Here is a 24,194-nt window from a genome sequence, read left to right as displayed (position 1 = left end):
CAATACTATTGATTTCAAGCTGTTACGAAGTGGGATGAGGTGGTCAATGCCTGTTATAGCAATTTGTATTTTGGGTACAATTTGAGATCTGCGTTGCGTTTCTGACTTAATAACACTTCTGAATTGCTGTTTGATGCAGATTCAAAATTGCGCCAATGCATAAAATTGGCGCCAGTGATGTTGAGCTGTAACGGTTATAACAATCAGTGACAGATTGCTAATTAAGTGATTTGCGCTAACTATGTTTTTGTGAGTAAATTAGGCCTTGTTTTACAGTGTTAAGCAAGACTCATGCACTTTAATCGATCCCTGAAGTTTCAGGGTTTTTTCAAAACTTTTTTATTGTGTTTGGGATACCTCTCTGGCAAAGTGATATCTATCACAAACAATATGTAACTGACTTCATGACAGTGTTTGACGTATTTTCATTTTCCCTGCATGAACTTTTTAAGATTCACAACTTTTGCCATAGCGACTAAAAACATGCTTTCTATTTCAAAAGACATCTTGCCGCAGACGTTTCTGAGCTACATTGCTTTCCGAATTGCATTCATGGATACGCTGGAGCGAATTGCTCTGGCAAAGCAAGTGGGAGATGATCCGTTTGAATCCTTTGGTTATCTTACGGAAGTACCCTTTCTGCGAAGCGTTCCTCCGCATGTTCAATTGGATTTGTTATCCGTAACCTGGGCCAAGCATCTTTCCAATGAACGCGTTGAAGGTGATCTCGTTGATGAGAGTGTGGTCTACGCTGTATGTGAATCAGCAGCTCGGATTATAGATGAGCAACCAGAGGAAGCACGCCGTTACCTTGAAGGCGGACCGTTGGATGTGCATATTGCCATTGATCATTTTCTGTCTTCAGAAGTTCGTAATTTACATTTGAATTTATCGAATGAAGGTGACTTTTTACTAATTAGTCAATTTCAGGATATGCCTCCCGAAGAAGCGACACCCATGAAAGAAGAATTCGGGATTGAGGAAGAGGCAATTGAGCCGATGTTTGACGTACTCATGCAATGGTATATGTCGGTTGATTTCATGCCGAACCTGGAAGGATTATTACAAGAGCGGGAAGTTGCCAAAGCGATCACGATTGTAGGTTTGAAACAGCAACCGTTGTGCTGAGCGGTTGATGTGAGTCAGAGGGGGATCAGGAACGGTTGTTTTCATCCGTTCCTGTTTTTTTTCGTCTTTGCTTGAAAACTTCAAGCCGTTTACGAATTGTGGCTTCAAACCCTCTTTCGACCGGGCGGTAGTACTCTTTTTCGACCCCCAGATAATCCTGATCGACCCAGCCTTGTTCGGAATCATGCGCATACTGATATCCTTCGCCATGCCCTAATTGCTTGGCGCCTGAGTAGTGGCTGTCTTTCAAATAGATGGGAACAGGGATTAATGCTTTGTTTTTTACATCATGAATGGCTTCATCAATGGCAACATATGAGGCATTTGATTTCGGTGCAGTTGCGATGTAAGTAACTGCCTGTGAGAGTAAAATGCGACCTTCGGGCATTCCGATCTTTTCGATTGCTTCAAAGGCAGATGTAGCCAGAATCAGTGCGGTTGGGTCGGCATTACCGACATCCTCGGCTGCCGCAATAACGATACGGCGCGCAAGAAACCGCGGGTCTTCTCCCGCTTCAATCATACGCGCTAACCAGTATAAGGCGGCATCCGGGTCACTGCCTCTCATGCTTTTGATCAACGCACTGGCAGAATCATAGTGTGCATCTCCGTCCTGATCATATTGAACGGCCTTTTTTTGAATCGATTCCTGAGCGACCTCCAAATCGAACACTCTTTCGCTTCCAGTGATCGAAAGCACTCCAATTTCCAGTGCATTCAGAGACCGTCGCGCATCACCATCGCAGACTTCAATTAGAAAATCCAACGCTTCGGGATCAACTGTCACCTTGTATCGGGCCAGTCCCCGTTTTTCATCGTTTAGAGCGCGTTTCATTAACTGTCGCACATCATCAGAAGTCAAAGGTTGAAACTCAAAGATCTGACTGCGGCTGATTAAAGCAGAAACGAGCGAAAAAAATGGATTCGATGTCGTCGCACCGATTAAAGAAACGATACCCGTTTCCACATCAGGCAACAGGACATCCTGTTGGACTTTACTAAAGTGATGCAACTCATCGATGAACAAAATAGTTTGCTTTCCACCTGTTGCCAGTTCGTCGCGTGCGCGATCCAGCGCGGCACGAACTTCCTTAATTCCAGCAGAGGCGGCGTTCAACGCTTCAAAACGGCGGTGAGATTGCTGAGCGATTAACTCGGCCAGAGAGGTTTTGCCAGTTCCCGGAGCACCATAAAAGATAAGCGAACCGATGCGGTCTGCGGCCAGAATTCTTCGCAGGAGCTTGCCTTCACCGAGGAAATGCTGTTGGCCGGCGAATTCTTCCAGCGATTGGGGACGCATGCGGGCAGCCAACGGTTTCGCTTTTTCCAGATTGCCGGCTTCCTGTTGGTCGAACAAGCCCATAAAAAAACCTCCGCCAAGTGATTCAGACGCGGGTATATTAGAACCCGTGATTGCAAAGTGGGAACCTGATAATCCGGGTTGTGTTTCCCGGGTATACCGGGTTTACACGCAGCCGAATTTCGGGGGTTCCCAGTTTAGTGTTTGTAGGGTCAACTCACGATTTTGAATCAACATGACAGAGGTGTATTCCTCTTATTTGTTGTTTTCTTATTTTATCCAGCATCGATATTCAAAACAAGGAGGCGATTCTATAATTATTTTTTCAATTATACAATCGATCCCTTATCCCTCATGTTTCTTAGCGGTTCCTTTCTTTTTTTGTTTTTGCTGAAAAAGAAATTCGACCAGATCCCGTAAGTCGTCCTTACTGAGTTGTTTGACAATCTCATCCGGCATTGCCGATTTCCCTGCGACCCGCTCATCGATGTCATCTTTGTTCACGCGACTGATTGTGCCTTTCGCGTCCATGAGTACAATTTCTTTGTCCGTCTCCTTACGAATAATACCAACGATTACTTTGCCATCTAACATCGCGAGGACCGCAGTTTCAAATCCTTTTGCAATTGCTTTATTCGGGGCTACAATTGCCTCCAGCAGATATCTTCGGTCTTTATCGATTCCAATCGAAGATAAATCAGGGCCGACTTCTCCTCCATTGTCATTAATCTTATGACAGCGTCGGCATGAAGTATCACTGCGGCCATAAAAAATCTCATGTCCGCGTGCTGCGTTTCCACCTGACAGTGTCTCAACATATCCGGAAATCGCATCACCCTTCGGCCGATTTGCTTCGAATTCGGCTCGCAATTGCTTTAGCTCAGTCGACTGCTTCTCCTCAGCCGCTTTCAAGAGATCTAATTGAATTTCAGAGGGAACTTCCTGTTTGACGAGTCGTTGCATCCAACCCACCAAAATCTCAGTGGCAGCAGGTGAATCCATTGTCGCCAGCGTCTGTATCGCTCCTTGCTTTTCCCTGGTTTGTCCTTTCTTGATCGCTTGTTCCAGCACGGTAAGGGCTTCTTCAGGACGATGTTGAGCCAAAACGTTTCTGCCGCTCACGCGCAACTGAGGTTTGGCAGCTTTGATTGCCGTTTTCGCGACGTCGGTAATTTTCGAATAGTCGAGTTTATTAAGTGCGACTAAAGAGGCTACACGCACTTCAACGGGACGCTTCTTATCAAGAACCATCTCTGCTAACAGGGGGGCTGCTGCTTTGATGCCATAGTTTGCTGCCAGTCCGGTACTTGCTGTTTTAATTTTTTCTGAGCTTTGAAATAGATCGGGAACAATCATACCGATAATCCCAGCCAGTTCGATCTGCTTTCGTTGCTCAAGTGGTTGCCAGCGTCCCAGCACACGATCTAAGGGTGAAGGTTCATTCCATTGATTCAATTCTTCAATTGCCTCCAGTCGCAATGGTTCGGTCATATTATTATCAGCAGCAATTTTCGCCACTTGAAGTGCGCTGTCCTTAGTACCCAACCGGAAGTTTGCATTCATCACTCGTCGCAGCAAGGCGTCGGACATATCAGAACGAATTGAAACAGCCGCCAGATCAGAGAGGGCTGAGGGGATCGGTTCATCATTAATCGCGCGGGCTGCTTCGAGTACGACCAGCGGATCAGTGTCTTGTAAAAACAGACTCACTTCTTTCCGTTGCAGACGTCTGAGTGCTACAACGGCTGCCAGCCGGACTGCTGCCGACTCATTTTTTGTAGCGGCAATTAATGAATCTGCATCGTCAATGCGTGATAATGCTAGAATCGCTGTGTGCCTAAGCATCGGGTCGGAGTTGTTATTTGTCTTGAGCATTTCGAACAGGGCTGGAATTGCCGCTTCTGTTTGAAGATTTCCCAATGCAACGGCCGCAAAATATTGGACTCGGGCATTCGAGTCTGATAACGACGTCATGAGCGCAGGAGCAGCAGCCCCCCAGTCTGCTTCACCTGTTACTTTGGCTGTTTGCGCGCGTACTTCACTATCGGAATCATGAAGTAGACTTTGGATGCCTGAGACAGCAGATCCCGTTTTGCGACCGAGTTGTCCGATGCCCCAGATGGCATGGAGCCGCGCTAACTGGTGCGATGAGTTCAATGCGACATTTTGCAAGGCATCAAGTGCACTTCGATCGACGAGAGCAAATTGAGCTTCGGTGCGGATCCTCTGATCTGGGTGTTCCAATAGTTTGACCAGGTCTGTTACAGACCGCTCCGAGAAACCGACTTTCATGATCTCTGCGGTATGTGCTGTCGCAGCATCTTGAGCGTGTTTGGTATCCGTAAAGCGATAGATACGGCCTTTACCCAATCCATTCCAGCCGTTGACCCAGTCGCTGATATACAGACTGCCGTCATAGCCGAAATCGACGTCAGTGGCCAGAATCGACCAGATGAATTCATGCGAATCAGTCAATTCAAATGAAGCCCCCTTGGGCTTAACGCCAAAGGAATGAATACCACTACGGGATGGAGTGCCTCGGAAGTCTGCCAGAAAGAAATGATTTTTATAACGATCGGAAAGTCCCACACCCGGATAATGAACCAGTCCAGAAGGACCATCAGACAGATTAATAATGGGCGGCACCATATAAGCAGGTTGCCCCTCATGCGCGGGATGCCAGATCTTCTCTCGGTTAAACGGTCCACGATCGCTAAGGTACTGATAATACATCCGCCAGCCTGTATCGCCCCCTTCGACAACATAGACCCAGCGTGCTTGATCTCCACTGTCTGAATTATTATCACCTGTGAAGAGATTACCGTAATCGTCAAATGCAAGTTCCTGTGGATTTCGCAAGCCGTAGGCGAATTCTTCCAGTTCGCTGCCATCCAGATTACAACGGAAGACGGCTCCCGTATCTGGTCGAAACAGATGTTTCCCTTCTTTGGTTTTGATGTTATATCCGCGATCACCAATACTGAAATAGAGTCGGCCATCGGGGCCCATCTTCAACCCATGCGAATCGTGACCGCGAAAGGCAACTCGTACGCCATAACCACTACTCAGCTTTTCCCGTAAGCTCGCTTTGCCTTCGTTGGCTGTGTCACTCAGTTTCCAGAGATGGGGGATACAGGTGTAATATACGTTTCCACCTCGAGCGAGTACACCGGCTCCTGTGCCGTCCAAAATTCCGTTGAAACCATCAGCAAAAACACTGGCATAGTCCGCTTTTCCGTCGTGGTTTCGATCTTCCAGCAAGCGGATACGGTCATGTTCCAGGCCATATTGATTGACTTCTTCTTTGAGATGTTTCTGAAACATTTTCAGTCGTTGTTCGACTGTCTCAAGAGCCAGGTCATCGTGCAGCCAGGTCATATGGCCGCGATTGTCCTCGACTCCTTTTCCTTGACGAAATGTCTCGGCAACGTAAAAACGTCCTTGTTCATCAATACAGAACGCTACTGGATTCGCCAATAATGGTTCTGCTGCAAACAGGCTGACGCTCATTCCTTCCGGAACTCGGAAACCTTGAATGGCCTGTTCACCTTCCTGAGATGCTTCAGCGATTGCAGGAGTGTACGGTGTTTCGCTATGAACCGTTCGAGGAGCAATTAACAATAACAAACTAGTACAAACTGAACACAAATAGTGTGAATTTGAGAGAAACAATTTCAGACAACGGGCAGGAAACAAAGTGATACTCCTCGGTGAGAATTTGATGGGACAAAAACCGTTTTTTGAATGGGAATTTATCATATCTTAACGCTCTCATTAAGCAGTTCCCACCCTGGAATTCTCCTAAATTGCCTGATCAATACAGATTTGAATTTAATCGATATTTTTTCCAAGCACTCGGAGTACAAGTCATTATAAACTAGTTTGTGAGTTAGAATCTGAGTAACATGAAGGCAATAAGTAAGACATCAATTAAAGAGCAAACTGTTCATTAAGTTTGCTAAGAAAGCTGCGTGAACTTATAGTATCAGCGGCGCATTAGAATCGAGTCGTTCAATGAAAAATGTAGTCAGCCTCATTCTCGGGGGCGGCAAGGGCACACGTTTGTTTCCACTTACGCAACTTCGCTCAAAACCAGCCGTGCCACTGGCTGGAAAATATCGTTTAATTGATATCCCGATCTCGAATTGTATCAATAGTGAATTAAGCCGCATTTATCTGATAACCCAATTTAATTCTGTCAGCCTGCATCGTCATATTCGGCAAACTTATAAGTTTGATTCGTTTGGTGGCGGATTTGTGGAAATCCTGGCAGCACAGCAGACGATGTCAGGGACTGACTGGTATCAGGGAACCGCCGATGCCGTTCGCAAAAATATCCGCGTCATTGAACAATCGGGTATCGACTACGTTTTGATTCTCTCCGGTGACCAGCTTTATCGGATGGATTATCAGAAAATGCTGCAAACACATATCGATTCAAAAGCCGATGTCACGATTGCAACGGTACCGCTTTCCAGCGAACAGGCTTCCGCTTTCGGGATCATGCGCGTCAATGATGAGGGACGCGTGGAAGGTTTCCTGGAAAAACCACAAACGGAAGAGGAACTTGAACTGGTACGTACCTCTCCGGCCTGGATTGATCAGCAGGGCATCGAAAGTAAAGGCCGCGATTGTCTGGCCAGTATGGGCATCTATCTATTCAATCGCGATTTACTGGTCGATCTATTGAAGAAGTCGACTTATGAAGACTTCGGTAAAGAAATCTTTCCGATGTCGATTCGTACGCATCAGGTCCATGCGCATTTGTTCGATGGCTATTGGGAAGATATTGGGACGATCCGTTCTTTTTACGAAGCAAATCTGGCGTTGGCGAACCCCAATCCACCTTTTGATTTTGTGGTAGAGAAAGCCCCCATCTATTCCCGACCGCGTTTTCTGCCACCGACGCGCTGTGAAGGGGTCACAATTAATCGCAGCCTGATAGCGGATGGATGTGAGATCGATGAAGGAACCGTAATCGAAAATAGTGTCATTGGTCTCCGCTGTCGCATTGGCAAGAATGTGACGATCCGCAATTCAGTAGTGATGGGAGCGGATTTCTATCAGGATCAATTAAAAGACAATATAGAAAACGAAAACTTACCCCCCTTTGGTATTGATGAGGGCGCGTTCATCGACGGTGCTATCGTCGATAAAAACTGTCGTGTCGGCAAAAACGTCCGCATTGAACTCAACGGCCACACCGAACAGGATTTCGACCACACTGATGTCCTGATCCGAGATGGGATCATCGTAGTTCCTAAGGGGACTGTCCTTCCTGATAATTGGGAACTCTGATATTCAAAGTTTCTCAGCTATTTATTTCAAGTATTGCCAATCCAGAGCGCAAGTGCCTCTGCAAATCAATTTACCAGATTCTATACGTATGTTGCGGATTGTTTATAGAGAAGTCATGCCTAGACTGCATCTGAATATATAAATACGCACAATGTCGAATATGTTTGTAAAGTAAAATAGAATCAGCTAAATTGATGATGCGCTCAATCGTCTAAGATGTTTACTAAATACAAGTTTGTTTAAGGCGTCGCCGAAGGGTGGTTGTCAGCTTTCATGTATTGCAGTGAACCGTCAAACGTTGAGTAGCCTGGAGTATGAATGAAATCGTATTCAGAATTCATGTGGCAAGCAGCAGGATTTGTGACCAGTGCATCACTGCTTTTTGTAGTTGGCTGCACACAAGAAGTGTCGTCCAAGCCTTCCGCTCCTGCTACTGTTAAAGTGACCGTAGCGAAACCGCTTGTGATGCCTATTGTTGAATGGGACGAATACACGGGGCGGCTGGATGCCATTGATTCCGTTGAAGTGCGTGCCAGAGTCAGTGGGTATCTTGAGTCAACACATTTTGATGAAGGGCAAATGGTACAGAGTGGTGACCTGCTGGCAATAATTGACCAGCGCCCATTCAAAGCGGAACATAACGCAGCCAAAGCGCGACTGGAAGAAGCGACCGCTAGACTCGCGGAGGCGAACTCGCTTTACAAGCAGGCGATTGCCGAAAAGTCTGACGTGAATGCACAATTGACCCTGGCTGATCGTCGGCTGGATCGTGTAAAGCGCTTATTTGCGAGAAAGGCCGTCACAAAAGAAGAAATCGATGTGACGGAAAGTGAACAGTTACAGGCGACCGCAGCCATCGAAGCAGCTAACGCAAAAATTGAATCTGCCAAAGCTGGGATCGCAACAGCTCAGGCTGCAATTGAGACCGCGAAAGCCAATATCGAGTCGGCTGTGCTCAATCTGAAATACACACAAATCCGCGCTCCAATTACGGGCCGCATCAGTCGACGTTATGTGACTGAAGGAAATCTGATCAGTGGAGGGACAAGCCTTTCAACATTGATCACCACGATCGTTTCACTCAAACCCATTCATTGTTACTTTGATGCGAATGAGCATGATTTTTTGAAATATGTGCGATTAGCGCGTGAAGGGAAACGTGCCAGTTCCCGCGATGTCAAAAACCCGGTTTATGTTGCCCTCATCGACGAGCAGGGTTATCCGCACAATGGGCATATGGATTTTGTTGACAACCGGATTGATGTCAATACGGGAACGATGCGAGGCCGCGCGATCCTCGCCAATGAAGATGAATTGTTAACACCGGGGCTCTTTGTAAAACTCCGGTTACCGGGCAGTGGTCGTTACGACGCAGTCTTGATTCCCGACAGCGCCATCGGCAGCGACCAATCTGAAAAGTTTGTGTATGTGATTGATAAGCAAGGGGTGGTTAATAGACGGGTCATTACCACCGGTCCCATCTCACACGGCTTGCGAATCATTCGTTCTGGTCTCGATGGTTCAGAAGAAATTGTGACACGTGGCTTGCAACGGGTTTACCCTGGAATCACCGTTGAGACCTCGAATGAAACCATCGAACCAGTTGCCAGTGACTTACCAGATAATTATGTGCCAGTACCAAAAGAAAAGTGGCTTTCACGCACGATGGCAAAAATACCAAAAGGAATTGAAGCCAACGCAGAGCGGTATCGCCTGCCTCAATCCAGAACGAACACCAAAGCAGAGAAGGAGTGAGATCCATGAAGTTCTCTCACTTCTTTATTAACCGTCCCATCTTTGCGTCTGTACTATCAATTATTATTGTACTGGTTGGCTTTCTGGCTTACTTTCAGTTACCCGTTGGTCAGTATCCGGAAGTGGCACTGCCGACGGTTGTCGTGCGTGCGAGTTATCCGGGAGCGACACCAGAAGTGATTTCCAAAACGGTGGCAACGCCGTTAGAGCAGGAGATCAATGGTGTTGAGGGAATGCTCTACATGGAGTCCGAAGCGACTTCAGACGGTGCGCTGCAGATCACAATCACCTTTGGGATTGATATGGACGTCGATCAGGCACAGGTCTTGGTGCAAAACCGCGTCGCGATTGCAGAGCCCAGGCTCCCGCCAGAAGTCAGGCAGATTGGCGTGACAACACGCAAAGATTCACCAGATCTGTTACTGGTGATTCATTTATATTCGCCAGATGATTCGCGCGATCAGCTTTATATTGGTAACTATGCTTATTTGCAGTTGCGTGATGTGATCTCGCGTATTGGTGGTGTTGGAAACGTGCAGCTGTTTGGCGCCAGCGAATACTCCATGCGTATCTGGTTGGATATTGAACGGTTGGCAGCATTAGAGCTCACTCCGGGTGAAGTCGTGAATGCACTTCGCGAACAAAATATTCAGGTGGCGGCGGGAGTCATTGGCCAGCAACCGCTGGATACGCTGAAGGGCGCTTTCCAGGTGAACGTCAATACGCAAGGTCGTCTTCGTGAAGCAGAAGAGTTTGGCGAGATCATCGTCAAGACGGGTGACAATGGTCGACTGGTGAGGTTGAGCGATGTTGCGCAGATTGAGTTGGGAGCAACTGATTATTCTGTCCGTAGCTACATGGGTGAGAAAAAAGCCGTAGCGATGGTCATTTCACAACGTCCTGGTTCTAATGCGATTGAGACGACACGCAGTGTACTCGATACCGTAGAAGGTTTATCAGAACGCTTTCCTCCCGGCCTGGAATATCAGGCGATTTATAATCCAACCGCGTTTGTTGAAGAATCAATTGCCGAAGTATTCAATACCCTCTGGATAGCAGGTTTACTGGTGATTCTGACCGTGTTTCTCTTCCTGCAAAACTGGCGTTCGACGATCGTTCCCGTTGTTGCGATACCGATTTCATTGATTGGAACCTTTGCGGTGATGCAGGGGATCGGTTTCAGTCTCAATAATTTATCTCTCTTTGGGTTGGTCCTGGCGATTGGAATTGTGGTCGATGATGCAATTGTCGTTGTCGAGAATGTAGAACGACTGATCAAAGAAGGACTCTCTCCAAAAGAAGCCACTACCAAAGCAATGGATGAAGTCGGCTCCGCGCTGATTGCAACAACCCTGGTGCTCATCGCCGTGTTCGTGCCGACTGCATTTATTCCTGGAATCAGCGGGCAATTCTATCGCCAATTCGCAATCACGATTGCCGTCTCAACTGCCATTTCGACTTTTGTCTCGCTCACACTGAGCCCAGCTTTATGTGCTTTATTACTCAGGCCGCAGGATGCAAAGAAAAACTGGTTTGGTCGGCTCCTTGAACGGCTCCTGGGTTGGTTCTTCCATCTGTTCAACAAGTCGTTTGACAAGACAAGCGAAATCTACTCGCGTGTGATCTCGCGTGTTTTGCATATGAGCTTTGTTGTGTTACTCATGTATGCAGGTTTATTGGGGCTGACCTACTTCGGGTTTACTCAGGTACCCACCGGGTTTATTCCGCAGCAAGATCAAGGCTATGTGATCATTGCAATTGATTTGCCTGACGGCGCCTCGCTAGATCGAACCGATCAAGTGACACGCGATGTCGTTGCGGCCGCGCTTGATACTCCCGGCATTGAAAACGCGGTCTCCTTTGCAGGATTTTCAGGAGCAACGCGTACGAATAGTTCCAACTCGGCGGCAATTTTTCCGGTTCTGAGCGACGCCCGCGAGCGTGCAGAACAAGGGTTGAGCCTGGATGTTGTTCTATCTGAACTCCGGAAGCGTATGGCGGGGATTGAAGATGCGATGGTCTTCGTAATCCCACCTCCTCCGGTTCAGGGAATTGGAACGGGCGGCGGTTTTAAAATGCAGATTCAAGATCGGTCTGGGGCTGGGCTGCTTGCACTCAATGAAGTGACGGGGCAGATCGCCGCTAAGGCGAACCAAGAGCCGGGTCTGGTTCAGGTGTTTTCCAATTTCAGGGTAGCAACGCCTCAAGTTTATGCGGATGTTGATCGTACGAAAGTACGAATGCTGGATGTCCCCATTAATAATGTCTTTGATGCTTTGCAAATTTATCTTGGTTCGTCTTACGTCAATGACTTCAACTATCTGGGACGAACCTATCGGGTGACCGCACAAGCAGAATCAGAGTTTCGTGATGAGCGACATGATATTGAGCGTCTCAGTACGCGCAGCAATAATGGTGCAATCGTTCCTTTGGGGTCGCTGGTTACGATCCGTGAGACGACAGCGCCGTCGCGGGTTGTGCGTTACAATCTCTATCCAGCTGCGGATATCAATGGTTCTACACTCCCGGGCTATAGCTCCGGGCAGGCACTCGCAGCGATGGAACGCATCGCCGATGAAACTCTCCCGCCCGGTTTTGGATTTGAGTGGACTGATCTTGCTTATCAACAAAAAGCAGCAGGCAACACGGCACTTTTTATTTTTCCACTTTGTGTACTATTTGTCTTTTTAGCGCTTTCTGCGCAATATGAAAGCTGGTTATTACCCCTTGCAGTCATTCTGATTGTGCCAATGTGCCTGCTATTCGCGATTTTTGGCGTCTGGCTGCGAGGGATGGACAACAACATCCTCACCCAGATCGGATTTGTCGTACTGGTGGGGCTTGCCTGTAAAAATGCCATTTTGATCGTCGAGTTTGCCAAAGCGGAAGAAGACAAAGGGAAAGACCGCTTCGCAGCCGCGGTGGAGGCCTGTCGTTTGCGTCTGCGACCGATCATGATGACCGCCTTCTCTTTCATTTTAGGAGTCATTCCACTATTGATTGCAACTGGAGCGGGAGCCGAAATGCGCCAAGCGCTCGGCACCGCTGTCTTTAGTGGGATGCTTGGCGTCACGGTCTTCGGGTTGTTTCTCACGCCCGTGTTCTACGTCGTACTACGCAAACTGGCAAAGCAGCGTGTTCCCGCTGGTGAAGCTGGTAGTGCCATACTGGAATCACAGTTAGTAGAAGAGCTGGCATCCGCGACACAGGCAGTCGAACCGGAAGCGAAAACGACACCTCCCGATTCTGATGCTGGCTCTGATTCCAAATAAGATCTTTCAGTGATGATCTTATAAATCGATTTTGAGTCAATACGACTAATAGAATTTGTCGAAAAACAAGCTCAAGAGTGTCTGCATAGTTCACTCTTGAGCACAATGTTTTACGAGATATTTGTTTGAGATCTACTTGTTAGAAGGCCATCCGTTTGCCTATTTGCTCTCGACTTCTATCACAGTGATGTCGTCGAGAATCGCTGTGCCACCCGCATTACCCTGGGCGGGAATACCTGCACGCAATCGGAATTTTGCTGTTCCTGCAGGAACGGTTACCATCGTCTCAACTGACTGCCATTCTTTTATGTCCTGCTGAAGTTTTCGTTCGGGTGTTCGTGCAAAACCAAGATATTTTTTCCCTGTTTGATCAATACACTGCACAGCCACCATGGGCATCGTTTCTAAACCACGCGTTTGTACGCGAGCAGATACTTTGTATGTTTTACCACTTTCAATACCCGGGACGTCTTGAAATGCATTATACGCAACTCGTTGATCGGGGTGGTCACTGGAAACTGTGATCGCAAGCGCCTTGGAATTCTCATCACCTGGTACGGTGGTGACCTTATATTCAACTAGATCAGACTGACCGGGAAGCGAAGTATATCCCCAGCCAACGGGTAGTCTGGTGCGCTCACTAATGTCTTCAAATCCCGAATTGTTGACATTGGTTGTGGAAGCCGCAGCAACCGTGCTGCATAACAAAGCAAGTAACAGTTTCATCTATTGATCCTCCATGACTAGAATTGAAAAATGAGCAAATTCTCTCTGCTCAACGGATCAGCAGAATAGCAAAGTGTATGCCAAAGAGACGATAAGTGAATTTAGGGGAGAAATGCAAACTGGCAAGCTGATTTGCAACGAACCTATGATTAGAATTACATCTACTCTGGCAGAATTTACAAGCACCAGATCTTTGTAAAAGGATCAAGATCGCAATGAAGCCTTGAATCCAAATTCAGCCTGAATCCCTTCGTATATAAGCATTAAGTTCTCGATTCGAGGTTGAGGATTGATTACGATAAAAGTTCACAAACACTTTTATGAGAGGTGAGCAATGTCTGAACTAAGTTGTGGTTTTATTATGAGTTGGGGGCGATTTCTCTGCGTTGGTTTTGTGCTCAGCTCGATTACGGCGTGTGATAACACTCAGTCGACTCAGACTGAGACATCACAAGCTGAGCCAGCACAGACTGAGTACGAAATTCAAGAGATTGTTCCACAATCTTTCGTCTCATTCTCTGGGAAGTCGAACGTCAGCGATTCCAAATACTTTGATGAGACGAAAGCGATCACTTTGTTTGCTTTTGATGACGTCTCAATTCCTTTTATGCAAAACCTCAAGCTCGAAATGCGATCGCCGCAGCGGCACCCAGCGAACCCGGTACTGCGTCGTGGTCCGCCAGGAACTCCCGATTCGTGGGCCGTACAGTTTTACGGCTCAGTCATTCGAGAGATTGACAAGTACCGCATGTGGTATGTGGCAGCCGGCGATGATCGGCTTGATCGAAGTGTACCGCGTTCCTCACCATGGCGTGTGGCATATGCGGAAAGTCAGGACGGTGTGCATTGGACCAAGCCGAATTTGGGACTGGTGGAATATAATGGCAATCGCAATAACAATCTGGTGTTGATGGACCCCCGGCTGGGAACTGTGAATGTCAAAGTGCTGTTCGAGCCAGATGACCCCAATCCAGGTCGACGATACAAGCTGGGGGCACATGTCTGGTTTCCCAAGCACGATGTGCGGTTGGGGACGTTTGCCCCTTATGCAAGTGCAGATGGCCTGCGGTGGAAATTACTGATTGAAACAAAGCCTGTTGGTGCAGAGCTACCACAGAAAGACATGGTCTTACCGGCGTTACATTTCGAACCGGTGGGCGGGCTCTATAAGTGCGATGGCTTGTACTATCTCAACGGTCAGAACGCGATTGTGGCGTCGCGTCCCTATCATGGCCGAGTGGTCAGACAATTCATCTCACCCGACTTCGTGAACTGGTCCCATGCCAGCACGGTGGGCTTTGTGCGTACGGCGCAGCACAAACTGCTGGGGCCAGGAAAGAGTCGTGAGGGTGAGCAAAATCACGAAGGTGTGAGTGTGTGGAATCGTGGGAATGTACTCGTTGGTATCTCAGGCATCTGGCACGGTGCAAAAGAATGGGAAAATGTCACCGTCGACTTAGGATTTGTAGTCAGTAACGATGGTGTTCAATTCCGACAACCAGCCCACGAATGGGTGTTTCTGAAGAGAGGTCAAGATGGAGCGTGGGACCAAGGCGGTCTGCTTCAGGGACAGGGTTTCGAAAACATTGGCGACCAGACTTTCATTTATTACGGCGCCTGGGATCCACGAAACTGGCAAGGTTCACCACCACGAGGTGGAGTCGGCATCGCCACGCTCCCACGTGACCGCTTTGCGGATCTGAAAGTCGATGAAACCACTAAGGGCAACGGTAACTACCAGCTACCAAAGATCAAAAGCGAGTTCATCACCACCGCCGTGAATTTGAAAGGGGAAGGGGCACATCGCTTTTATGTCAACGCCGATGGATTGAGCGAGGCGGCCCAGCTCAAAATCGAACTCTTGAACGACAACACGATTCCCCTGGCAAAGTTCTCAGGTGAGAACGCAGCAACCATAAACAAGAGTGGCTTCCAGATCCCCATCACATGGAACGGTAAGCAGGAGATCAAAGATTTGCCAGATCGTATACGTATGAAAGTGACTTTTGAAGGAGAGAAGAAAACCGATATTTGTTTCAGTGCACTCTATGTGAAATGAGGTACGATTTGAAGAAGGTAGCTTTGAAGGGTTATCTGTTTGAATAATTCGTTGCGATTTCTGGATCTCTGTTCCATTCAGACGGGTTATCTGGATTGTGGTTTGATAACATTTTCAATTAGTTATTTCCAGAATCATTATTTTAGGATTCTGACAGAATGTGGAATCTGCTGATTTTTATTTGATTTACAGGTCATTTACCTGTCTACCTCACTCAGCTTGAAGTTTCAATTATTGAAGTATAGCGTAGGGAAATGGGTAAGCTAATTTGATTCTACATATTTGCTTCCTTGGGCCTTTGAAATCGTTTTTGCTTCTACTTTCTACAATATAACTAAGTCAACGATTTTGTGGTCCATTCCTTCAAAGTATCTTGTCAGTTCAACAAATTAAGAAAAAGAATCGTCATTATGAATGAGAGTTCTTCTACGCTGATTTCCTGGAATGAACCCTGGTTTTTTCTGGTTAGGAGCCGAGGAGGATGGGATTGGTGTAAGCGAATATTTATTGTGATAGTTTTTGCAATAGTGATGATTCTCTTGGCTTTTTTCAAAGGGTGGGTGGCTCAAGGGCTCATTGAAGTAATTACGCTAAGTATTGCTGTCGGTATTATTGCGGCACTCTCACTTGACGTTGATAATATTCAGCGAAATGTAAACATCAAAGAAGAACGCATTATCCTGAAAAGAGCTGTCGGGTGGGGATGGGCGGGACTTATTCCACTTAATATTGATCTGGATCTGATCGAGCAAATTCAACTGAAGAGACCAGACGAATGGGGCAAATCTTATGCTGGGATGGTCATCTTTATCGAGGGGCACATTTTATTATATGGAATTCCGAAAGCAGTGTCTCTCCAGAATTTAGCAGATATTCTACACCGTCTTGGGGTTTCTGTTGAACTAATAGACTAGATTCTAATCAATATCGAATTGTGATGCACTTTACATTAACAATTAAAATTACACACTGTTTTGTCATGGATGAAAATGGAAAATAACCAAAGGAGAAAAATTTCTATTCAGAGTCTTTTTGACTTCACCTGTTGCAATATCTGAGCCGTCTCTGGATACTGGATAGATCTGCCTCATTTTTAATAACCAAAATGGTCTTCGTTGATTTATCCCGATTGATTTTCAATAGACAGGAACCTGGATTATGAAGAAGTGTTCGATTTATATTGCCGCGACTGTTTTGATTTGTATGACGCTACCGGCGTTTGCGGCCGAGAAGGTGGCTCCGGTGCGGATGGGCAGTGGGATCATGACGTTTGACACCGTGCCTGGTTGGGGCTTTGATGAAGAAGGTCGCTCAGTTCTAGGGCCGACACACGGTGGTGTGGTTATCGATAAAGCAGGGAATATCTACACCAGTGCCAGGATTGGCGTGATTGTGTTCTCGCCGGATGGGAAAGTGGTTCGTCGTTTCCTGGGGGACGAATATTCCAATATCCACGACATGGAAATCCGTGATGAAGCGGACGGCGAATTTATCTATGGGGCACGAAATGCGAACGCCGAGGGGATCAAGTTCAATGCCGAGACTGGAGAGATTGTGTTGAAGCTCCCGTTTCCTAAAGAATCGGGACTGAATTTGAAGAAGTTCAATCCGACGGCGATTACGGTTGCTCCCAACGGGGATATCATCCTGGCGGACGGCTACGCTAGTAATCACATTTTCAAGTTCGACAAGAACGGGAAATACCTCAAGCACTTTGGCAAGAAAGGGAATGGCTTGAAGGAGTTCAACACCGCCCATGGCATGACACTGGATACGCGATATAATCCCCCGCGACTCTTGATTTGCGACCGAAACCACAAACCCAAGGGCCGTTTATTGCACTACGACCTCGATGGAAACTTCATGGATGTTGTGATCACCGGTCTGGGAATGCCAACTTCCGCATCTATCCAGGGAGAATTTGTTTCGGTGCCCGATTTGCATGGGCGACTTGTCATTCTCGATAAGAGCAATACGATTATGGCGGTTCTTGGACATAACTCAGATCCTAAAACCAGAGTGAACTTCAATGTGCCTCAAGACAAGTGGCGCGAAGGCATTTTCAGTGGCACACACGGTTCGTACTGGGACAAAGATGGGAACTTGTATGTCCAAGACTGGAACGTATCAGGGCGTTTGATGAAGTTAGTACGGGTGAAGTAAGTCAACTCTCATTCCATTTATAGAAATGATGCGCATTGGTCTTTATCGGCCAATGCGTTTTTTCTTTGAGGAATGAGCAATTGATCAGAAGCATTTTGATTTTAGATCCAGAGCACAATCGCGTGTGGTTATCAAGCTGGAAGTTCTGAAGGTAAGATCTCTACTACTATCACTCTTACAGGTTGCCAAATAGAAACCAGTTCCTACAATGATTGAACATTCAAAAACGACTCTTGCGCCAAACTGGCGCGAATTTACAGCCACGCAGAAACAAGGGAATTCGATATGAGCTATGATGTTCGTGATAAGACCGTTCTCGTGACAGGGGCGAACCGAGGTATTGGTAAGGTGATTGTAGAGACGCTTCTGAAACATGGAGCTGCGAAAGTCTACGCTGCTGTGAGGAATCCCTATTCGGCTGCTGCATTGAATGAGGTTCATGGGGATAAAGTCGTCCCGATTGAATTGGATTTGACAAAGCCTGACACCATTAAGGCGGCCGCCGACTTGGCCAGCGATGTTTCGCTGGTGATTAATAATGCTGGTGTTCTGCGAACTTCAACTGCTTTGTCTGAAGATGCGATTGAAGCATTGCAATTTGAAATGGAAGCGAATGTATATGGTCTCATTCACATTGCTCAGGCGTTCGCTCCGGTACTCAAAGCGAATGGCGGAGGGGCTTTTGTTCAACTCAATTCTGTCGTTTCGATGAAGTGCTTCCCACAGTTCACAACGTATTGCGCATCCAAAGCCGCTGCCTACTCAGTGACTCAGGCACTCAGTGCACTGTTGAAGGAACAGGGAACAGCAGTGTTGAGCGTTCACCCCGGACCCATTTTGACAGACATGGGCCACGATGCTGGACTAACCGAAATCGCAGAACCACCCGAAGTTGTAGGTGAAGAAATCGTCGCTGCACTCAAAGCGGGCGCCGCTCACGCTTTCCCTGACTCGATGGCAAAACAGATTGGTGAGGCATATCAGAGCTTTGCAGAGAATGTTGTTGAAGCGGATATGTCCGAAGGCTAACACTAAAGCTGCACACGGCAGCAAGTAACGGATTACGATAAATCAAGCTCGTTTTCAAATACGATTTGATCTTGCTGGTCGATTATGTTGTAATCATTGGAGACCCGACTAAATGACTCTGACTCATTTAGTCGGGTGCTTTCATATTTGTTACATCCATCAGGAATCGGATTATGATTGATCGAAACTGGGCTGGCAGGAATCTTCGCCACACATCACTGATCTTGATGCTGGCTATTGGCTGGTTCTTTGTAGTCGTTTTTCAAACATTGATCGTCTCAGATCTCGTTGCAGCAGAGCAAGTTCTTTTACTTGCAGACGATTTCGAATCCTATTCCAATGGGCAATCAATCATTGCTTCCGATCAGTGGAAAGGCTATGAAGGGTTTCCCGGCAAAGTCAAGCCGATCGCAGTCATAAAAGAGGGAGTGGGAATTGATGGCTCAAAAGCAATTGCCGTGTCACATGCCGAGCCGTTTCGGACCGACGGTTGGGGGATCCGCACCCAACTTGCCAAACCCGTTTCCGAAGGTGTCGTGTGGTTGCAGTGTCGCTTCAAGCCGCCACAACAATGGAAAAACGGTACATTCTTCGACATGCGTGGTCAGAAAGCGAATGAGGTGATTGCGCGAATCGCCGCCGCTCCTTTTCAGGAAAAAGGTTCGAAGGACACGCAAATGCGGTGGCATTCCGTGTTCAATCGACCCTATTGGCGCCTCTATACGAAAACACCATTCGAGCAACGCTGGCATACCATGACAGCGCGCATCAATTTCGATCTCAAAACCTACGCCTGCTGGGTTGATCATCAAACACTGGGTGAAGAAATGCCTTTGACTAGTAGCGCGGCTCTATCACATATCTATCTCGGTGTGGCCGGGACTCCAGACGATCCTGCTCTGATCGATAATCTCATAGTGTCACGTACGGCGCCTGAAGGATTTGATTTACCACGATTGTTGCCGAAACCAGACCGGGGGTTGATATTTCGTTTTGCTGCCGTGGGTGATCCACAACTTGGATTTGGTGGTTTTGAAACCGACAAGGCACGTTTCGCGCAAGCGATCGATCAGATTAATCGCTCTGGTGCGGAGCAGACGTTTATGCTGGGTGACATGGTTCATGAAAAGAGAGATCTGAAACTCTATGATGCGATGACCGAATTAGTGAAACGGTTTGATAAGCCATATCATTATGTCAGGGGCAATCATGAGATTCCGGAACTGTTTTTGCGATATTTCTTTCGAGATCTACATTACTCGGTGGTGCATAAAGGAGTTCGTTTTGTGGTGATCGACGCGGAAGGAAACCATGTCGGCCTGAACGACAAACAATTGGACTGGATCGAATCAGAATTTCAGAAGGCCGAACAAGCGGGAGAAGAAATTGTGATTGCGCTGCATGTTTCTCCCTGGCAAAATAACGAACGCGGTCGTGGAAAATACAACCAAATTGGGAAAGGTCGTGATCGCTTGCGGGCAATGATGAAACAGTACAAAGTGCTGCTCAGCCTGAGTGGTCACTATCATCGGGCCTTATGGCATGCTGAAGAAGAAGCAACACATTATCTGGTACTGGGGGGGGCGGCACTTGTGAGTCAAGGAGCCTTTGGTTGGTGCACGTTCGATGTCTACCCTGATCGGATTGTCGTACATCAGAAACCTTTGCACTTTGCTTATGAGAAAGCTGATGCCAAACAGATTCATACATCACGCGGTTGGCTCAGTTACAAAGAACTCAAAGCCAAACATCCCTACGCCCAACAGGGGCCGCTGACCATCAAGCGACATCGACCGGTATCTGAGTAATTGATTCAACCTGATAAATTGTTTGCTTTTTCAATCGTCAGCCCATTAGCAACTAAGAATATGAATTTTACTAGGGACCTTCTTTGGCATTAAAAATCTTGACGCCTGAATCACTAGCAGATAACTTGTGTGAGATGGCGTTCCCATGTTGATTTCAGAATGGTTTTATAGCAGGAGAATACCGATGTGGCGATCACTTTTAATTCTAGTGATGTTTGGCCCTACTTCATTCGCGTCGGAGCCTGTATTTGATTCAATTGACTACACAACACCCACAAAGTATCTTGCCATGCCTGCGACCCTCGGAGACCGAGAAGCGATTAAGACGCAGGCACTCGCGTTTAAGGCAGATCATGACCGCAAAACGGTTTTGAATGTGCTTAACTGGATGAATACAAATCTGAAATATCAGGCCGATCTGGCTTATCAATGGCGGAACTACGACACAGTGATTCAGGACGGTTGCTACGGAGGCTGTGCTGATTATGCCATTGTCTGCGGTGTGCTATTGAAACATGCAGGTATTCCGACAGTCTGGGTGAAGACAATGGATGTACCATGGATTTGGGATTTTAAGAAAGGCCGTCAGTTCAAGTCTTGGTCGGGGCATGTCTTTCTTGAAATTTATATCGACCAGAAGTGGGTGCTGTTGGATCCTGGTGCGAAAAGGGTCTACGTCGATTACTCTCCCAAGGCGCGCATTCTTCCCGGGAATCGGTTTGCTTATCACAAAGGCAATGATCCCAAAGCGATGATCATGTCTTTGCAGTGGGAAGCATGGAAGCAACAAACGAAGACCTACTTTTCTCAACTTGACGAAGGACTACTTCCTGTCAATATGGCGAACGCAGATACGCTTGATCCAAAGTGTTTTGTGATTGGAAATTCTCCCTACTACCAGATATTGACAAGAACGGCTCAACAAAAAGGTTTGATCGTTGTTAAGTCATTCAATACGCAGTACGACACTTACCTTCCGCAAGCAAAAGGTCACACTTTATATATTCAAACACAAAAGGGTATTCCCATTGTTCCAGTCACTACGCTCGAAAAATATTTCCCGAACGCATCTGATGGCCTCAAGGCCGGTAACATCACAATTAGCGATACGAAGATTGTCTATTCTGAATTTTCGAAGTGACAGCGCTGTAAGTGAAGAGGAAACAACTTTTCGAGAGCAGAACGAAACGAACAGTATAATAATGTAACAGAGTTAAGTTACGAGCGATCTTATTCAGCATTCGAAGCCCAGTAGACACCGGAGGCGACTAAGGACTTAGGGCCGTTCTTCATTTCGGCATGAGGGCTAAAGCAGATTACGCGGCCTGCTCCGAATTTAGAGCGGATGATGGCGTGAGTGTCGACCATGGCGTGTTGAGGAGCTCCGTTGCGGGCGACTTCAGTATCATATTTGGCTAGCACTTCGTAGCCGGGGAGATTCGGTTGATTGTCGGGAACCAGTAGCGGTCCGTTTGCATAATAGATGTCATATTTTTCTTTTGATTTACTGAGCACTTCACGCCCTGAGGGAGTTAAACTGATGGAAACCTGATTTTTTCCTCGTGCCCAGTGTGCTCGATCCCAGACTCGCGCATTGATGACTCCCAGTGACCACGTGTAATGAGTCGAAGCAAGATAGGCACCCGCGCAGATTCCCACATAGCCGCCCCCATTACGTACAAACTTACGGACGGCAGCGCGACCCTCTTCCTTAAGTTCTTTGGCTTGACGACTTCCACTACCGCCGGGGCAGATGAGGACATCATAATTCTGAAGCGCCCCATCGCGAATTTCGTCAGGACTAACGATCGTACTCTGAAAACCATAGGTAGGAGTCAGAAACTTCATCAGGTGCTCGGGACCAGTTGAGCCGGACTTCGGAAAGTCATATATCGCCACGCGCACTGGTTTTGTTGTCTGTGAGGAAGGAACATCGTCTGCCCAAGTACTGGCGCTGGTGAATCCTGTGATCAACACTAAGCAAATACGTAAAAGGCAGAGTGGGACACGACTCATGGTTAGAATCCTTATTATTTTAATATACTCTCAAAGTGTTATGATTTACGTCTCTTGTTTTTATTATGGAACCACAATAGTTTTTTTGACAGGAGCAAAACGCGGCGGTGCCGGAGCTGGTAGTGAGAGCGCCGCTTGTTTCATTTCGCGGAGTTCCTGCTGCATGGCCTTCATTGCCAGCATCGTCATTTTTTTATGGAAACAGGTTAAGGTGTGATCTGAAACACCTTGTTTTCTCCATTTCTCTTGTGACTGTGAAGTCAACTTGAGAATTTGATCTTCTTGAGGCCAGAGATCATTCCAGATTCCTGGCAGGTATTCCGTGTTGATCTTTTTGCCATCTGCCGTTTTGCTCCAGCTTCGAAGAGTAATCGCGATTTCACCAAGCGCGCCTCCTTTGTTGCCTGTGAGTGGGTCAGCAACTTCTTGAATATTAACCCAACAAGGAACAGCGAGAGAAAAACTGGGGTTACCGAGAATTGTCCACATGGTAGTCAGCCCTGGATTCTCTCCAGGTTTAACACCTTGAAATACCACCGCTGAGACCGTTGTCGCGCGGCTGATGGTGTTCTTTGTAGAAATCGTGGCCGGTAATGGTTTCGCAACCCCATTCACAGAACCGGGGTAAGGCTTGCCGTTCTTGGTCGAGAGGTCACGTGTCAGATTACGGATTACATAGTTGAGAGAGATTCCTGAATTTTTTTGAGATTCAAAACGCGAGCATGCCTGGATGTAGCGATCTGCAGAGTAAATGCTGGCCAGCTGCTTTTTAGTCGGATTGGTTGGCAGCTCCTGGGCTGTGGTAGAGAAGTTGGAACGTACAATATAGCCGTTCGGGGCATCAGCAGGATCATTTACGTCAAACATGGTGTAGGTTTTTGGCCCTGTCTCAAACAGCGCGGCGCTTCCCTCTGCATCGATGACACCAAAATTCGCTGCGGTGCGGCGGCCTGTTTGGTTCGTTTGTTCAAGTAACTTTTTGAAATCGGCGACTGTCTTACAGGTTTCCAGGGCACGTTTCATGAAACGGCCATTGGTGTCGCCTTTGGTCTTATCGGAATCGCGCAGATCTTTACTCAGTGAATTTTCGATACAGAACCCGGCTTCATTCACACCCATAAAAATCGATTTGCGGCTACCGGCATTGACCACTCCTATCGCGCGCAGAGTCCCTTCTTTAAACAGTACAACTTCGTTGTGAATATTCGAAGTATCACGGTTCTTCCAAAGCAGAGGACGCCCATCAACGGTGGCTTTGCCACTGATGACGGCCGTGGTACAAGCCTCAGTGGTTTTAGGGATCAATTGAAAGGCGAGCGTAGCGGCAAAGAGGATGTGGATAAAGTGAGAGCCGTTGGCGTGCATACTTTGAGTATCCTTGTGGCAGGGATTGCTGAAGGTTTTCAGATGTAATCAAATTAGAATGAATATTTTGTATTGTAAGTGTTTCTATCTCAAGCGAACTCAAGGGCTTAGAAGCAACATGCATGAAATCTACATATTAGCGTTGATTTTGTAATACCGCAAAAAATTTTATTAGCAATCAGGTGGCTGAAGAAAATGTTCTACAAAAAATGAGTGATTTACTTTATGCTTAAGTGAGGTGATTAACAGAATCCCGAGATTGAATAATTATAGAG

General features: G+C 47.1%; 15 protein-coding genes and 1 other RNA gene. 10 read left to right on the top strand and 6 right to left on the bottom strand.

Annotated elements, in window-relative coordinates; genetic code table 11:
- Window positions 1–483 precede the first annotated feature (483 nt).
- Window positions 484–1,128, top strand: a complete 645-nt coding sequence (locus V202x_RS03815) for a hypothetical protein (protein WP_145171363.1) — start codon at window positions 484–486, stop codon at window positions 1,126–1,128.
- A gap of 25 nt (window positions 1,129–1,153) precedes the next feature.
- Here the strand turns inward: V202x_RS03815 and V202x_RS03810 are convergent, their stop codons facing one another.
- The 3 genes from V202x_RS03810 to V202x_RS03800 form a co-directional block, all read right to left on the bottom strand.
- A complete protein-coding gene (locus V202x_RS03810; RefSeq protein ID WP_145171361.1) occupies window positions 1,154–2,491 on the bottom strand; it encodes a replication-associated recombination protein A in 1,338 nt (445 codons plus the stop codon).
- Between the two features lie 3 nt (window positions 2,492–2,494).
- A non-coding RNA gene (gene ssrS, locus V202x_RS03805) (6S RNA) lies at window positions 2,495–2,676 on the bottom strand.
- A gap of 97 nt (window positions 2,677–2,773) precedes the next feature.
- Window positions 2,774–6,124 (bottom strand): PVC-type heme-binding CxxCH protein, encoded by a 3,351-nt coding sequence (locus tag V202x_RS03800; protein WP_232098822.1) that lies wholly within the window; start codon window positions 6,122–6,124, stop codon window positions 2,774–2,776.
- A gap of 318 nt (window positions 6,125–6,442) precedes the next feature.
- Between V202x_RS03800 and V202x_RS03795 the strand changes: the two genes are divergently transcribed.
- The 3 genes from V202x_RS03795 (at window position 6,443) to V202x_RS03785 (ending at window position 12,753) form a co-directional block, all read left to right on the top strand.
- Entirely contained in the window at window positions 6,443–7,726 is a 1,284-nt protein-coding gene (locus V202x_RS03795; protein WP_145171357.1) for a glucose-1-phosphate adenylyltransferase, read from the top strand.
- A gap of 318 nt (window positions 7,727–8,044) precedes the next feature.
- Window positions 8,045–9,481: an efflux RND transporter periplasmic adaptor subunit gene (locus V202x_RS03790; RefSeq protein WP_232098820.1), complete on the top strand. Its 1,437-nt coding sequence runs from the start codon at window positions 8,045–8,047 to the stop codon at window positions 9,479–9,481.
- 5 nt (window positions 9,482–9,486) lie between these two features.
- Complete coding sequence (locus V202x_RS03785; RefSeq protein ID WP_145171355.1) at window positions 9,487–12,753, top strand: efflux RND transporter permease subunit; 3,267 nt, start codon at window positions 9,487–9,489, stop codon at window positions 12,751–12,753.
- Window positions 12,754–12,912: 159 nt separating this feature from the next.
- On the opposite strand, the gene V202x_RS03780 is transcribed toward V202x_RS03785, so the two are convergent.
- Entirely contained in the window at window positions 12,913–13,479 is a 567-nt protein-coding gene (locus V202x_RS03780; RefSeq protein WP_145171353.1) for a hypothetical protein, read from the bottom strand.
- Window positions 13,480–13,813: 334 nt separating this feature from the next.
- On the opposite strand from V202x_RS03780, the gene V202x_RS03775 reads away from it, so the two are divergent.
- The 6 genes from V202x_RS03775 (at window position 13,814) to V202x_RS03750 (ending at window position 21,679) form a co-directional block, all read left to right on the top strand.
- Window positions 13,814–15,538 carry a hypothetical protein gene (locus V202x_RS03775; protein WP_145171352.1) on the top strand — a complete coding sequence of 575 codons (1,725 nt, stop codon included), beginning with the start codon at window positions 13,814–13,816 and terminating at the stop codon, window positions 15,536–15,538.
- A gap of 410 nt (window positions 15,539–15,948) precedes the next feature.
- Entirely contained in the window at window positions 15,949–16,452 is a 504-nt protein-coding gene (locus V202x_RS03770) for a hypothetical protein (protein ID WP_145171350.1), read from the top strand.
- A gap of 244 nt (window positions 16,453–16,696) precedes the next feature.
- Window positions 16,697–17,701: a 6-bladed beta-propeller gene (locus tag V202x_RS03765; RefSeq protein WP_145171348.1), complete on the top strand. Its 1,005-nt coding sequence runs from the start codon at window positions 16,697–16,699 to the stop codon at window positions 17,699–17,701.
- A gap of 285 nt (window positions 17,702–17,986) precedes the next feature.
- Window positions 17,987–18,730, top strand: coding sequence for an SDR family oxidoreductase (locus V202x_RS03760; RefSeq protein ID WP_145171346.1), 744 nt, complete (start codon window positions 17,987–17,989; stop codon window positions 18,728–18,730).
- Between the two features lie 173 nt (window positions 18,731–18,903).
- Entirely contained in the window at window positions 18,904–20,538 is a 1,635-nt protein-coding gene (locus V202x_RS03755; RefSeq protein WP_145171344.1) for a metallophosphoesterase family protein, read from the top strand.
- A 184-nt stretch (window positions 20,539–20,722) separates the two neighbouring features.
- Complete coding sequence (locus V202x_RS03750) at window positions 20,723–21,679, top strand: transglutaminase domain-containing protein (RefSeq protein ID WP_197993209.1); 957 nt, start codon at window positions 20,723–20,725, stop codon at window positions 21,677–21,679.
- Between the two features lie 89 nt (window positions 21,680–21,768).
- Here V202x_RS03750 and V202x_RS03745 read toward each other — a convergent pair whose 3' ends face one another.
- Together V202x_RS03745 and V202x_RS03740 are read right to left on the bottom strand one after the other, a co-directional pair.
- Window positions 21,769–22,554, bottom strand: a complete 786-nt coding sequence (locus tag V202x_RS03745) for a BPL-N domain-containing protein (protein WP_145171340.1) — start codon at window positions 22,552–22,554, stop codon at window positions 21,769–21,771.
- Between the two features lie 63 nt (window positions 22,555–22,617).
- Window positions 22,618–23,919, bottom strand: a complete 1,302-nt coding sequence (locus tag V202x_RS03740) for a carcinine hydrolase/isopenicillin-N N-acyltransferase family protein (protein WP_145171338.1) — start codon at window positions 23,917–23,919, stop codon at window positions 22,618–22,620.
- Window positions 23,920–24,194: the final 275 nt, after the last annotated feature.

The sequence above is a fragment of the Gimesia aquarii genome, from assembly GCF_007748175.1.
Classification (GTDB): domain Bacteria; phylum Planctomycetota; class Planctomycetia; order Planctomycetales; family Planctomycetaceae; genus Gimesia; species Gimesia aquarii_A.
This window is presented reverse-complemented; position numbering and strand designations above follow the sequence as displayed.